Annotated in this window: 12 protein-coding genes and 1 pseudogene; 10 read left to right on the top strand and 3 right to left on the bottom strand. The window is 75.3% G+C overall.

Going from position 1 to position 13,290, the window contains the following annotated elements:
* The first annotated feature begins 414 nt into the window (after positions 1 to 414).
* Complete coding sequence (locus ABZ449_RS13440; RefSeq protein ID WP_360344950.1) at positions 415 to 903, top strand: DUF6325 family protein; 489 nt, start codon at positions 415 to 417, stop codon at positions 901 to 903.
* A gap of 23 nt (positions 904 to 926) precedes the next feature.
* Positions 927 to 1,220, top strand: coding sequence for an SHOCT domain-containing protein (locus ABZ449_RS13435; protein ID WP_360344948.1), 294 nt, complete (start codon positions 927 to 929; stop codon positions 1,218 to 1,220).
* 115 nt (positions 1,221 to 1,335) lie between these two features.
* Here ABZ449_RS13435 and ABZ449_RS13430 read toward each other — a convergent pair whose 3' ends face one another.
* A complete protein-coding gene (locus ABZ449_RS13430) occupies positions 1,336 to 1,857 on the bottom strand; it encodes a hypothetical protein (RefSeq protein WP_360344946.1) in 522 nt (173 codons plus the stop codon).
* A 178-nt stretch (positions 1,858 to 2,035) separates the two neighbouring features.
* Between ABZ449_RS13430 and ABZ449_RS13425 the strand changes: the two genes are divergently transcribed.
* The 3 genes from ABZ449_RS13425 to ABZ449_RS13415 all read left to right on the top strand — a co-directional run bounded on the left by ABZ449_RS13425 (position 2,036) and on the right by ABZ449_RS13415 (position 4,018).
* A complete protein-coding gene (locus ABZ449_RS13425) occupies positions 2,036 to 2,242 on the top strand; it encodes a hypothetical protein (protein ID WP_360345066.1) in 207 nt (68 codons plus the stop codon).
* Positions 2,243 to 2,309: 67 nt separating this feature from the next.
* A complete protein-coding gene (locus ABZ449_RS13420; RefSeq protein WP_360344944.1) occupies positions 2,310 to 2,663 on the top strand; it encodes a hypothetical protein in 354 nt (117 codons plus the stop codon).
* A complete protein-coding gene (locus ABZ449_RS13415) occupies positions 2,660 to 4,018 on the top strand; it encodes a DUF2252 domain-containing protein (RefSeq protein WP_360344942.1) in 1,359 nt (452 codons plus the stop codon). The genes ABZ449_RS13420 and ABZ449_RS13415 overlap by 4 nt, the downstream gene beginning before the upstream one ends.
* A gap of 77 nt (positions 4,019 to 4,095) precedes the next feature.
* Here the strand turns inward: ABZ449_RS13415 and ABZ449_RS13410 are convergent, their stop codons facing one another.
* On the bottom strand, positions 4,096 to 5,703 hold the full coding sequence (locus tag ABZ449_RS13410; protein ID WP_360344940.1) for an MFS transporter: 1,608 nt from the start codon (positions 5,701 to 5,703) through the stop codon (positions 4,096 to 4,098).
* Positions 5,704 to 6,043: 340 nt separating this feature from the next.
* Between ABZ449_RS13410 and ABZ449_RS13405 the strand changes: the two genes are divergently transcribed.
* Together ABZ449_RS13405 and ABZ449_RS13400 are read left to right on the top strand one after the other, a co-directional pair.
* Complete coding sequence (locus ABZ449_RS13405; protein WP_360344938.1) at positions 6,044 to 6,934, top strand: YhjD/YihY/BrkB family envelope integrity protein; 891 nt, start codon at positions 6,044 to 6,046, stop codon at positions 6,932 to 6,934.
* A gap of 146 nt (positions 6,935 to 7,080) precedes the next feature.
* Positions 7,081 to 9,831, top strand: coding sequence for a LuxR C-terminal-related transcriptional regulator (locus tag ABZ449_RS13400; RefSeq protein ID WP_360344936.1), 2,751 nt, complete (start codon positions 7,081 to 7,083; stop codon positions 9,829 to 9,831).
* A 25-nt stretch (positions 9,832 to 9,856) separates the two neighbouring features.
* On the opposite strand, the gene ABZ449_RS13395 is transcribed toward ABZ449_RS13400, so the two are convergent.
* The gene (locus tag ABZ449_RS13395) at positions 9,857 to 10,711 is read right to left on the bottom strand and encodes a hypothetical protein (RefSeq protein WP_360344934.1); all 855 of its coding nucleotides are present in this window, start codon (positions 10,709 to 10,711) and stop codon (positions 9,857 to 9,859) included.
* A gap of 310 nt (positions 10,712 to 11,021) precedes the next feature.
* On the opposite strand from ABZ449_RS13395, the gene ABZ449_RS13390 reads away from it, so the two are divergent.
* The 3 genes and pseudogenes from ABZ449_RS13390 (at position 11,022) to ABZ449_RS13380 (ending at position 13,241) form a co-directional block, all read left to right on the top strand.
* A complete protein-coding gene (locus ABZ449_RS13390; RefSeq protein ID WP_360344932.1) occupies positions 11,022 to 11,417 on the top strand; it encodes an SHOCT domain-containing protein in 396 nt (131 codons plus the stop codon).
* 145 nt (positions 11,418 to 11,562) lie between these two features.
* Entirely contained in the window at positions 11,563 to 12,234 is a 672-nt protein-coding gene (locus ABZ449_RS13385) for a HEAT repeat domain-containing protein (RefSeq protein ID WP_360344930.1), read from the top strand.
* Between the two features lie 3 nt (positions 12,235 to 12,237).
* Positions 12,238 to 13,241 (top strand): annotated as a pseudogene (locus ABZ449_RS13380) (MerR family transcriptional regulator).
* The last annotated feature ends 49 nt before the right edge of the window (positions 13,242 to 13,290 follow it).

Genomic DNA, 13,290 nt, shown 5'->3' with positions numbered 1-13,290 from the left:
GAGACGGTGCTCCGGACGATCCGGCCCGCCCGGGAGGGGTGCCGGGGCCCGGCGGAGGCGCCCTGGTTCGCCGACCCACCCGGCGGGGGCCCACCCGGCGGGGGCTCGGACGGCTGGGGTTCACTCGGCCCGCTCAACGATCCTCCCGGCGTTCACTGCGCGGCCAAGGCGCCGCTGGACTCCATTCACGCCGCACGGGCCCCCGTCCGGCACGCCGGGCTGGGCCGCCCGGAGGAGCGCGCGGCGGCGCCCGGCCCGTACGCCCGACCCGTACGCCCGGCCCGGCGCTCGCCCGGCACCGGGCCGTCGCCTCACCCCGGGCAGGTGATCCGCGGGCGCGGCGGGGCCCCTACGGTCGAACCAGTGCCGGCCCGTCGGGCCGGGCGAGGGACTCCCCCCGAAAGGAGCACCGACATGGCCGAGGACGACCTCGCCGAGACCGGGCCCATCGACTACCTGGTGGTCGAGTTCCCCGGCAACCGGATGACCGGGGAAGGGCTTCCGCTGCTGATCGACCTGGTGGACCGGGGGCTGATCCGCATCCTGGACTTCGCCTTCGTGCGCAAGGACGCCGACGGCACCGTCGCGGGCATGGAGATCGCCGACTTCGACGGTGACGGCCGCCTGGACCTGGCCGTCTTCGAGGGCGCCGGCTCGGGCCTGCTGGACGCCGGCGACCTGAGCGAGGCCGCCGGGGTCATCGAGCCCGGCAACTCGGCCGGTGTGCTCATCTACGAGAACACCTGGGCCGCACCGTTCGCCACGGCCCTGCGCCACAGCGGCGCCCGGGTGGTCGCCAGCGGCCGGGTGCCGATGCCGGAGCTGCTGCGCTCCCTGGACGAGCTGGAGGGTGACGCCGGCAGCGATCCGGGCGCCGCCTCCGGGCCGTCCGCCACCGCGTGAAGTCGCCGAGAGGAGTACGAGTCATGCCTGGACTGCTGCGCGGTGTCGCGCGCACCGCCGTCGTCGCCGGAACGGCGACCGCCGTGTCCAACCGGGTCTCCCGTCGCCAGGCGGGTCGTTGGGCGCAACAGGACGTGGCGGCCGAACCCGCGCCGCCGCCCCCGCCGCCGCCCGCTCCGGCCGCACCGGCCGCACCGGCCCCGACGGGCATGGACGCGAAGATCGCCCAGCTGCAGCAGCTGGCGCAGCTGAAGGACCAGGGCGTCCTCACCGAGGAGGAGTTCGCCACCCAGAAGCAGCGGCTCCTGGCCGGCTGAGCACCGGCCGGACCGGCCGATCACCGTCGGCCCGGCGGCGGCATCACCCGCCGCGGGTGATGCCGTGCTCGACGGCTGATTCGGTGCCCGAGGGCTGATTCGGTGCCCGACTGGTTCAGTGCCCGACGGCGACCTTGGCCGCCACGATGACCAGGCCGAGCACCAGGTTGACCGCGCCCTCGGCGGCGATCTGCCCCGGCGAGGCGCCCGCCCGGCGGGCGCCCAGAGCCGCCCAGGCCACCTGCTGGGCCACGGCGACCCCGAGGGCGAGCCAGGCGTTCTCCCCCGCCCCCAGCCACGGGCTGACCAGCACCGCCAGGGCGGGCAGCGCCGACGCCTCGACCAGCGGCCACTCGTGCCGGCCGACCTCGCGCACCTGGTTCCAGGTGACCTGGCGGCCGGCCTCGCGCTGTCCGGCCACGTGCGCGTAGACGTGGGCGATCCAGAACACGATCCCGGTGATCACCAGTAGCAGGATGAGCGACAGCCGGGGGTGCGGTCCGCTGAGGCTGGAGGCCGCGATCACGGAGGCGGCGAGCATCGAGCCGTACACCGCTCCGGCGTAGTCGGTCCGGTTCCGGGCCGCGCCCCGGGCCGGTTCGCGCGGGGCGGGGGTGCGACTGCGAGGCGTTGTCACGGCCGGCCTGCTCCCGTCGTCGCCGCGAGGACGGCCGATGGGTCCGTCGCGGCCATCATCACCCGCGCCGCGGCTCCCGGCGCGCCCGCGCTCACCCGCTCCGGGTGATCCGGGACGCGGCCGCCGCTCGTAGCGTGGGGGAAGGATGTGTCCCTCTTCGTCCGTCGAAGAGCTCGCCGTGAACCCCTGCCCCCCGATCGCCGAGCACGGGATCATCGGCGGCCTTCGGACCGCCGCGCTCGTGGCCACCGGCGGCGACATCGACCGGTGGTGCTCCCCGCGCTTCGACTCCCCGAGCCTCTTCGCCTCCCGGACCGCCGCCGCGCGACCCCGCGCACGGGACCGGCCCGATGAACGCCGCAGGAGGACCGTAGGAGACCTGTAGGAGACCTTCAGGAGAACCGTTCCACCACCCCGACGAATCCGTCGAACCCCGCAAGGAGGCGAGCCAGGTGCTCGGTATCCACCACCACGCGTCACGTCACAGCGGCGCAGCCTCACCCGACGAGCTCGGCCGAGTCGGCTGGCTCGTCCTCGGGTCCGCGATGATCGTCGCCGGCGCGATCGCGCACGCGCTGTCGGGCATCGTCGCGATCACCAGGGAACTCCTGCGCCCCGCGCCGCAGCGCGCACCCGCGCCGACCGGCCCGGTGCACCCGGGCGACCTCAGCGTCGACGAGAAGGACGGCTGGATCCTCATCAGCGTCCTGTTCGTCCTGGCCGGCACGGTGGCCCACGCCCTCGCGCACGTCATCGGGACCATCAGGCAGGCCACCCGCGCGACGCACCGGCAGGTGCGGGCATGACGGCGGCGCCGCCCGAGTCGCCCGCCGGCGCGGTCCCGACGGGTCGCCTGGCCCGTCGGACCGTGCCGCGCTCGGCCCACGGGATCTGGGCCCCCGGGCCGGACCGGGCCGACCCCGTCGACATCCTGGAGGCCCAGGCCGCCACCCGCGTCCCGGAGCTGGTGCCGATCCGCTACGGCCGGATGGCGGCCTCCCGCTTCGCCTTCCTGCGCGGCGCGCCCGCCGTCATGGCCGCCGACCTCGCCGCCTCCCCGAACACCGGCCTCACCGTCCAGCTCTGCGGGGACGCCCACCTGTGCAACTTCGGGCTCTTCGCCTCGCCGGAGCGCGCCCTGCTCTTCGACCTCAACGACTTCGACGAGACCCTGCCCGGCCCCTTCGAGTGGGACGTCAAACGCCTGGCCGCGAGCGTCGCCGTGGCCGCCCGCGAGAACGGGGAGCCCGACGGATCCGCCCGGGCCGTGGCGCTCTCCTGCGCCCGGGCGTACCGCCTCGCCATGCGCCGGCTCGCCGGCCTCGGGGAACTCGACGTCTGGTACGAACGGGTGGACACCGCCGAGCTGCTGCCGATGATCCGGGAACCGGCGTACCGCAAGCGCGTCCGGGCCGCCCTGGCGAAGGCACGCGGGCGCACCAACCTGCAGGCGCTGGCCAAACTCACCGAGCCCGGCCCGGACGGCACACCCCGGATCGTCAGCGACCCGCCGCTGCTGGAACCGATGGACCCCGAGGAACTGCCCCGCCTGCGGCAGATCCTCCTGGACTACCGGGACACGCTGGCCGAGGAGCGGGCGACGCTGCTCGACCGCTTCGAGCTGGTCCACGCGGCCCGCAAGGTGGTCGGCGTGGGCAGCGTGGGCACCCGGTGCCACATCGGGCTGTTCCGCGGACGCGCCACCGGTGAGCCGCTCTTCCTCCAGGTGAAGGAGGCCGAGCGGTCCGTGCTGGAACCGCACCTCGCGCCCAGCCTCCACCGGCACCAGGGCCAACGGGTGGTCGTCGGACAACGGCGTCTCCAAGCCGCCGGCGACGTCTTCCTCGGCTGGGCCACCGGCCCCGCCGGACGCGACTTCTACTGGCGCCAGCTGCGCGACATGAAGGGCTCCGCCGTCATCGAGGGCATGCCCACCGAGCTGCTGGACCGGTACGCCGAACTGTGCGGCCGCACCCTCGCACGCGGGCACGCCCGGACCGGGGACCGCGTCGCCGTCGCGGCGTACCTCGGCTCCGGGGACGCCTTCGACCGCGCCATCGCCGACTTCGCCCTCGCGTACGCCGACCAGACGGACACCGACCACGCCGCCCTCACCGCCGCGATCGACAGCGGCCGGATCACCGCCCGGCCCGGCGTCTGAGCCCGCCGTCGGCACCGGCACGGCCGGTGTCGGCGGCGGCGACGGCGACGGCGACGGCGACGGCTTCCGGACAGGCCCTACGCCCCGCCCGTCCCCCCGCCCCCGCGCGTCCGCTCGCTCCCGTCCGACGCCCGCCGGGCCGGCAGGTGACCGGTGAAGGCGAAGCCGGTGAGGGTGATCCCGGCGGCGGCCAGCAGCGACACCTTGAGGCCGTCGAGCTGGGCCTCCCGGTAGGAGTCGACGACGGCCTCCGCCTCCTGCGGCGGCACGGTGGTCCCCGCGAGCGCGGTGGCGAGCTGGTCCGCGGGCACGAAGGCGACGCCCGCCTCGATGCTGATGCCCGCCTGCTGCTTCACCGCGTCGGAGATCCGCGGGTCCTCGGCGACGGCGTTGCCGAACGCCACCGTCAGCGCGCCGATCAGGATGGCGCCGATCAACGCGGTGCCCAGGGACGAGCCGAGGTTCTGCGCGGTGTACTGCAGCCCGCCGACCTCGCTGCGGTCCGCCTCCCCGACGCTCGACTGCACCACGTTGCCCAGTTGCGAGGCGAGCAGTCCCATGCCGATCCCCAGCAGGCTCATCGCCAGCGCGAACGACAGGTCGTCGAGGGCCGGTCCGACCGTGCCGACCAGCCACAGCGACGAGGCGAACAGCACCAGCAGCCCGATCCGCACGACCGTCCTCGGCGAGGCGAACCGACCGAGGACCGGGCCGGACATCGAGGCGGCGAGCATCGTGATCGACACCGGCAGCAGCCGCAGACCGGTCTCGAAGGCGTTCTGGCCCTGCACGACCTGGAGGTACAGCGGGATGACGAAGAACAGCCCGAGGAGGATCAGGTTCTGGCTGAAGAGCATGGCCAGGCCGGACCGCAGCGGTGGGATGCCGAACAGCGCGAACCTGACCAGCGGGTGCTCCCGGCGCAGCTCCCACGACCGGAACAGCACCAGGAGCACCCCGCCGAGCGCCACGGCGAAGAGCGTCGGCGAGAACCCGAGGACGGTGAACGGCGGATTGCGGGGCTGGAGCCAGCCCCAGGAGCTGCTCTGCAGCACGGCCAGCACCACCAGCCCCAGCCCGGTCGCCGACAGCACCACCCCGACCACGTCCAGCCGCGGGTGGTGCTCCGGTGCCGGCTGCGGCTCGATCCAGCGCATCAGGAACAGGATGACCACCACCAGGACGACCTCACCGGCGAAGACCAGCCGCCAGGTCAGGTAGGTGGTCAGCCACCCGCCGAGCATCGGCCCCACGGCGATGCCCGCCCCGGCCAGGCCGCCGATGACACCGTAGGCGGTCGCGCGGTCCCGCCCCCGGTAGGCGCCGGCCACCAGTGCGGCGAGGGCCGGCAGGACCAGCGCCGCGCCCAGCCCCTCGATCACCGACCAGCCGAGCGCCAGCAGCCCCAGGGTGGGGGCGACCGCGGTGATCCCCGACCCCACGGCGTAGACCACCAGCCCCACGATGAACATCCGGCGGCGCCCGAACATGTCGCCCAGCTTGCCGCCGGTGATCATGAACGCAGCCATCACCAGCGTGTAGAGGGTGATCACCGCCTGGATCGCCGTGACCTCGGTGTCGAAGTCCTCGACCAGCTGGCTGATGGACACGTTCATCACCGACGCGTCGAGCACCATCAGGAACTGCGCCGTGCCCAGGACGATCAGCGCTCTCCAGCGGTTCACCCTGACTCCTCGTGCTCACCGGCCCACGCGGGTTCGTACGCGCCTGACTCGTACGCGCCTGCCTCGTACCCTCGTGCCCCCGTGGCCGATCCGCCCGTCGAGGGCGCTCCCTCCGGCCGGGTGACCGCCCGGGCCGCGCCCACGCGCGGCCCGGTCCACGGGGGGCGGCGGGGCGGACGGGGCACCTGAGCGCCGGTGTCCGCGCGTTGCGCCGAACGGCGGGCCGTCCGAGGTGCCGCCCGCCGTGCCGTCGCCCAGTCTTGGACGGAACCCTCGGCGCTCGGGCCGACGGCGGGCCGAGGCGGACCGGGGTACAGGCATCGACCGGAGGGAGCGCGCAGTGGCGGCACAGCGTGGTGAGCCCGGCCGCGCCGACTGGTTCCGCGCCAGGACCGCCTGGCTGAGGGGACGGACGGCCACCCTGCGCGAGGCCCCGTTCCTGCGCCGGCTCGCGGCCCAGCTGCTCCACGTCCGGGTCCTGGACATGGCCACCCGCCTGGCGGCGCAGACCTTCCTGACCGCCATCCCGGTGCTGTTCGTGCTGGCCGCCTTCATGCCCCAGGAGGTGCGCGACAGCGCCTCCGATTCCCTGCGCACCGTCCTCGGGCTCCAGGGCGCCTCGCTCGACGAGATCAAGGGGGCGCTCCACCCCAGCGGCGAGAGCTCCACCACCGACACCTTCGGCGGCATCGGCATCCTGGTGACCCTGCTCTCCGCCACCAGCTGCAGCCGCATCCTGCAACGCCTGTGCGAGCAGAGCTGGCACCTGCCCCACCTGGCGGGGCGTCTGGCGGCCTGGCGATGGCTCGCCTGGCTCCTGGTGTGGCTGACCGCCCTGCTCCTCCAGGGCCGGCTCCGGTCCGGGTTCGGCGTGGGCTCCGGCCTCGGGATCGTGCTCTACGTGATCACGGCCACGCTGCTCTGGTGGTGGACCCAGCACCTGCTGCTCGGCGGCCGGGTCCCCTGGCTCCCGCTGCTGCCAGGGGCGGTTCTCACCGGTGCCGCGCTGTCGGTGCTCGCCTGGGTGTCGCGGCTCTACGTGCCCCACTCGCTGAACCGCAGCGTGACCCAGTTCGGACCGCTCGGACTGGTCTTCACCCTGCTCAGCTGGCTCATCGTGGTGTTCACGGCCGTCACGCTCGGCATCGGCATCGGGTACGTGGTGGCCGGCCAGGGACGGCTGGCCCGGCTCCTGGGGACTCCGGAGACGGCGCCGGAGGACGAGGACTGAGGGCCGCCGGACCGCGACCGCGGGGGGCGGACGGCCCCCACCCGTGGGGCCGTCGGCCCCCTTTGCCGGGCCGGTCGGCGTCGGCCAGGATGGGGATTGTCAGTGCTCCGCGCACGCCCTGCGCCCTCCCCCCTGAGGTGAGCACCATGCCCCTCAGCCCAGCCGTCGGCTCCCCCTCCCGTCCGGCGGACGCACCCCGACGCGGCACCGCCCGGCCGGCCCGGATCCCCGGCGGCGACCCGGTGCTCGCGGCCCGCTTCGCCGTCCCCCCGATCCCGGGGACCTTCGTGCACAGGCCACGTCTGGTCGAGCGCCTCGGCGACGGTCTCCGGACCTCCTCCCTCCTGCTGGTGAACGCCCCGGCGGGGGCCGGCAAGACCCTGCTCGTCGCCGACTGGCTGGCCACGATGCGGCCGCGCGGTTCGGCCGTCTGGCTCACCGTCGAGCGGGAGGACAACGCGCCGGGAGTGTTCTGGGCCTACCTGCTGGAAGCCGTCCGGCACCACGGCATCGCCCTTCCGGACGACATCGGCAGCCCCGCCCGGGCCGACGAGGTCGACCACTCGCTGCTGGCCCGGCTGGCCGCCCACCTGAGCCGCCGCGAGGAACCCGTGGTCCTCGTCCTCGACGAGTTCGAGCACGTGTCGTCCGCCGAGGTGGCCTCCGGGCTCCACTTCCTGCTCGGCCACGCCGGCCCGGGTCTGCGGCTGGTCCTGATCAGCCGGACGGAACCGCGCCTGCCGCTCCACCGCTACCGCGCCTCCGGCAGTGCCACCGAGGTCCGGGCCGCCGACCTGGCCTTCCGCCCGCGGGAGACCGCCGCGCTGCTGCGCCGGCACGGCCTCGCCCTCTCCGCCGAGACCGCCCGGGCGCTGACCGAGCGGACCGGCGGCTGGGCCGCCGGTCTGCGACTGTCCGCCCTGGCCGCCCAGGGCGCCACCGACCCCGAGGCGTACCTGAAGGAGTTCGAGGCCTGCCGCAGCACGGTCGCGGACTTCCTGCTCGCCGAGGTGCTCGACACCCAGCCCGCCGAGACCCAGGACCTCCTGCTGCGCACGAGCGTCCTGGACCAGATCCACCCCGATCTGGCCGACGCCCTGACCGGTCGGCCGGACGGAGCGCGGATCCTCGCCGACCTCGCGCGCGCCAACACCTTCGTCGAGCCCGTGGGCCACTCCTGGTACCGCTGCCACCCACTGTTCGCCGAGATCCTGCGCGTCCACCTGGCGGCGCGCAGCCCGGGGGTGGAACGGGCGCTGCACCGCAGGGCGGCCCGCTGGCTGACCGCGGCCGGACACCTGACGGACGGGCTGGTGCACGCCGCCGCGGCCGGCGACTGGGAGTTCGCCGCGACGCAGCTCGTCGACCAGCTGGCCATCGGACGGCTGTTCACCGGCCGCGACGCGGACCGGCTCGACCGCCTGTTCGCCGACATGACGCCCGACGCCCGCGGACCGGCCCCGGAACTGATCCGGGCGGCCCGCGACCTCGCCCGCCACGACGTGGACCACGGCCTCGAACACCTCCGACGCGCCGAGACGCTCCTCGCCGGATCCGAGCGCGGTGCCGGGGACGTCCCGACGGCCCTGCTCAACGCGGCCCACCTGCGGGTGCTGGCGGGCCGGCTGCTCGGCTCGGCCGACATGGCCCGGGCCGCCGCCGTCCAGGCCGCGCGCCTGGAGGAGGACGTCCCGCCGGAGCTGCTGCGGGAGCACCCCGAACTGCCGGTGCTCCGGCTGACCGATCTGGGTTCCGCGCTGCTCTGGAAGGGCAGCCTCGACGCGGCCGGAACGGCCCTGTCCGCCGCCGCGGCGGCGGCCGACGGCGCCTCCACGGCCTGTCCGCGCCACGAATCGCTCACCCGGCTCGCCCTGATCGACCTGCTCCGGGGCCGGCCGGCGCAGGCGGAGGTCCACCTGCGCAAGGCCGGGGCCGAGGCCGAACTCGCCGGTCTGGCACCGGATTCCCGCACGGGGGTCGGCCAGCTGGTGCTGGCCGCGCTCGCCGTCGACCGGGACGACCTGGCCACGGCGCGGGCGGCGCTCGACCGGGCCGCCGGGTCGGCCGCGGCCGACCACGACCCGGCCGTCGCCGCGGGCATCGCGATCGTCCGGGCGAGGACGCTGCTGGCCGACGGCCACGCCCGTGCGGCCCTCGACCTCCTCGGCGGGCTGGACCTCCTCGGCGGGCCGCGGGGCGGCGCTCCCGCCGCCGGACCGCCGCCGCCCTGGGTGCGGGAGGGCGTGGCCGTGGCCGTGGCCGCCGGGCACCTCGCCGAGGGGGACCCGGCCGCCGCGCTGGAGGCGCTGGAGCGCAGCGGCGCCGACGGGCCGGAGTGCGCCGTCGCCGCCGCCCGGGCGCACCTCGCCGCCGGGGAGAACCGAGGTGCCCTGCGGATCCTGGAGGCGATCCCGGAGCGCGACGGCCACGGGCCCGCGATCACCGTACGGGTCCTGCTGGCCCGGTCCCAGACGGCCCTCGCCCTCGGCGACGAGGCCGCGGCCCAGCGCCTGCTCGCCCGCGCCCTCGCGATCGCCCGGCCGGAGCGGCTGCGCCGGCCGTTCCGGGACGCCGGGCCGTGGCTGCGGCGCCTGCTGCACGCCCGCCCCGAACTGGTGGACTCCCACGGCTGGCTGCCCCCCGACCTCCTGCCCGGCCTGCCGCCCAGGACGTCCGGGGCCGCCGCCACCACGGACGACCCGGTCGAGCCGCTGAGCGACCGCGAACTGGACGTCCTGAAGCTGGCGGCACAGATGCTGTCCACGGACGAGATCGCCGCCGAGCTTTTCCTCTCGGTGAACACCGTCAAGACGCACCTCAAGAGCATCAACCGCAAGCTCTCCGTCACCGGGCGCAACCGGGCCGTGCGGCGGGCCCGTGCGCTCCACCTGCTCTGACCGGGCACTCCGGGCGCGGCCCGGCTCAGCGGCGCCGGTTGCGGCGGGCCCGGAGGAAGCGCCAGCCGACGGCCGCGGCACTCACCCCGAGCAGCACGAGGAACATCGTCAGCCACGCGCTGTCGCCCGCACGGAGGTCGGTGACCAGCACCAGCAGCACCGCGCCCACGGTCGTCAGGCACGCCAGCACCGTCCGCAGCGCCACCAGGAGCACGCCCGGGCGCAGGATCGACGGGCCCTTCCTCGTCTGTGCGGCCGAAGGCCCCGTCAGCCCGTACCGCAGCACGGCACGGTCGGCGAGCTCGCCGGTGGCTCGGCGGTACATGTCGCCGCACGCGGGCACCCACACGAACGGGATCACGGTGCCGACGAGCACCAGCGCGCCCAGGCCGATCCAGCCGAGCCACTTGCGCAGTCCCCCGCGCGACGGGTCCTCGGGGGTCAACAGGCCGATCAGGTAGGCCTGGCGGCGCACGACGGACAGCCAGGAGGCCTTCTCCCGGCCCTCGGTCGCGGTCCGCGCGGCCTTCCGCAGGGCCTCCTGTGCCTGCTCCGCCGTCGGATGGACCCCCTGCACCACCAGGATCTCGGCCGCCGCGTCGTCACCGCAGGGGTCACGGCCGGCCAGGGCCGCGAGCTCCAGCACCATGCGCAGCTGGGCGAGCAGCGCGGCGACGAACGCGACCGGGAGCAGGAGGATGAACGGGCCCCCGAGGAAGGAGCCCTCGACCACGGTGCGGCGCACACCCCGGTCGACGACCTCCCGGGTGGAGTCCGGACCGGCCGCCCCCTCCCGCTCGGCCGCGCGCAGCGCCGCGGCCGTCTCCGCCGCCTGGGGGCCCAGGTAGTCGACCACGAAGGCGGCCAGGCGCTCGGGCATGTGGGAGGGATCCGCCCGGACCGTCCTCAGCAGTCGTCGCACCACGCCCGGTCGTTGTCGCCGCTCACTCTCCGCTCCGCCCATCAGCCGCAGAATAACCCCGCCGATCGGCGGCCGCCCCGGGCGGGATCACCCGGTCCGGGTGATGCCGGGACGAGCCGGCGGGGCGTACCTGGAGGGTGGAGCACGTCACGGCTTCCCGCCCGGACCCCTCGGACGCCCCGGGTGGCCGCTCGGGCGCCCCCGCTCGGCAGACCGCGCACCCGCGGCGGCCCGTTCGGGGCACGCCGTCGATGTCAGGAGGCTCGCGGTGGACTACCCACTGCTCGACATCTTCTTCACCACCATGTGGATCTTCCTGTGGATCATGTGGTTCTTCCTGCTGTTCCGCGTCTTCGGGGACCTCTTCCGCGACGACACCGTGAGCGGCTGGGGCAAGGCCGGCTGGTCCGTGTTCCTGCTCGTCCTGCCCTTCCTCGGCGTGTTCGTGTACCTCATCGCGCGGGGCAAGGGCATGGGCCGGCGAGAGGTCCAGCGGACGGCCGAGGCGGAGCAGGAGTTCCGCGCCTACGTCCGGCAGACGGCCGCCGAGACCACGGCGCCCTCCTCCCACGTCGACGAACTGGCCCGCCTCGCGGAGCTCAAGAAGAACGGCGACATCACCGAGGACGAGTACCAGCGCGCCAAGGCGAAGGTGCTCGCCTGACGTGACCTGACTCCGCCCGGGACCTCCCCTCGGGCCTCCCTCCTCGGCCCGGCCACCCACGGCCCGGACCCGCCCGGCCGGCCGGCCGGCCGCTTGACCTTGACACGGTGACAAGGCCTTCACTGCTGCCGAGGAGGTGGTCCCGATGGCCGGGCCGGTGACGGACACGAACACCCTGCGGGCACTGCGGGGGCTGGAGCACGACGACCCGTCGGTGCGGCTGCGGGCGGCGATGGCCGTCGGCAGCCGCCCGCACCCGGGATTCGTCGGCGGGCTGGTCGAACGGTGCGCGGTCGAACCCGAGTTCACCGTGCGCGAGACGCTCACCTGGGCGCTCACCCGGCACGAGCCGGCGCAGACCGTGCCGCTGCTGCTCGACGAGCTGCGCGCGGACGGAGCCCAGGCACGGAGCCAGGCCCTGCACACGCTGTCCAAGATCGGGGACCGGCGCGCCTGGCCGGCGATCACCCCGGCACTGCTCGCCGACGCCGACGACGAGGTGGCCCGCAGCGCCTGGCGGGCCGCGGTCGTCCTCGTACCCGAGGGCGGGGAGCGTGCGTTGGCCGTAGTCTTGGCCGCTCAGCTCGGGCGCGGCGGACACGGGACGCGGTTGAGCCTCAGCCGGGCGCTGATCGCGCTCGGGGAGGCGATGCTGCCGACGCTCGACGCCGCGACGACGGACCCCGATCCCCGGGTGCGCGCCCACGCGCTCGCCACGGAGAGGCTGTGGCGCGACCCGGATTCCGGATTCGAGTTCGCGATCGAGGAGGCGAAGCGCACGGCGGTCCTCGGCGAGGGCCGACAGGAGGGACGGTAGGCAGTGTTGATCGGCGACGTCGCGCGGCGCTCCGGGGTCAGCGCCCGCATGCTCAGGCACTACGAGTCGCTCGGCCTGGTGCGGGCGACGGGCCGCACCGGCTCCGGCTACCGCCGGTACACCGACGAGGACATCCGGCGGATCTTCCACATCGAGAGCCTGCGGTCGCTGGGCCTGTCGCTGCGCGACGTCGGGCGGGCACTCGACGACCCCGGCTTCGCACCCGCCGAACTCGTCGAGGACCTCATCCGCCGCACGCGCGAACGCATCGCGGCGGAGACCGAGTTGCTCACCCGGCTGCGGCGGATCGACGCCGCGGAACCCGCCGGCTGGGAGGAGGCGCTCCAGGTCGTCGCGCTGCTCCAGGCCCTGGAGTCGAAGAGCCCGGGGCCCGGCAGCGCGCCGCCCTGTCCGCGGGCGAGGACGTCGCGGTGCCGGTGGAGGCGCTGGTCGACGCCGTGCTGGGCGAGTCGGACCCGAACGTCGCCGGCGCCCTGCGCTGGGCGCTGGCGCAGAGCGGCGGGGACGGGGCGGCCCTGCTCGCCGGGGGACTGGACTCGCCCGCGGCCGAGGTGCGCGAACGCGCCGTACGGTCCCTCGCCGAACTGCCCGACGGCACGGCGACCGCACTGCTGCGCGGCGCCCTCGACCACCCCGACGCCGTGGTCCGCGGGTACGCGGCCCTGGCGCTCGGGGCCCGCGGCGTCGCCGACGCCGTCCCGACGCTCATCGACATGGTCGTCGAGGCGGTGAACGACGCCGACGCGGCCGACGCGCTCGGCGCGCTGGCGGGCGACCCGGCGCTGACGGAGCGGATCGCCACCGGGCTGGTCGACCGCCTCGCCCGGGACGCCCTCGGACCGGACGCCCGCCGGCGGCTCACCCAGGCGCTCGCGGACGTCCCGGGGAGCACCACCTCCCGCGCCCTCCAGGAGCTGGTCCTGGACGAGGACCGTGCGGTCTCGCTCACCGCGACGTACATTCTCAAGCTGCGCGACACGCGATAGCCGCGGCCGCGATCGGGGGGTTCGAGGGTGGGGGTTCCGAGAATGGGGG

The organism is Kitasatospora sp. NPDC005856 (genome assembly GCF_040629945.1).
In the GTDB taxonomy this organism is placed as follows: Bacteria; Actinomycetota; Actinomycetes; order Streptomycetales; family Streptomycetaceae; genus Kitasatospora.
This window is presented reverse-complemented; position numbering and strand designations above follow the sequence as displayed.

Coding starts and splice junctions, on each gene's coding strand:
- ABZ449_RS13385 (WP_360344930.1), top strand. CDS start 11,563: ATGGCCGGGCCGGTGACGGACACGAACACCCTGCGGGCACTGCGGGGG.
- ABZ449_RS13440 (WP_360344950.1), top strand. CDS start 415: ATGGCCGAGGACGACCTCGCCGAGACCGGGCCCATCGACTACCTGGTG.
- ABZ449_RS13415 (WP_360344942.1), top strand. CDS start 2,660: ATGACGGCGGCGCCGCCCGAGTCGCCCGCCGGCGCGGTCCCGACGGGT.
- ABZ449_RS13400 (WP_360344936.1), top strand. CDS start 7,081: ATGCCCCTCAGCCCAGCCGTCGGCTCCCCCTCCCGTCCGGCGGACGCA.
- ABZ449_RS13395 (WP_360344934.1), bottom strand. CDS start 10,711: ATGCCCGAGCGCCTGGCCGCCTTCGTGGTCGACTACCTGGGCCCCCAG.
- ABZ449_RS13435 (WP_360344948.1), top strand. CDS start 927: ATGCCTGGACTGCTGCGCGGTGTCGCGCGCACCGCCGTCGTCGCCGGA.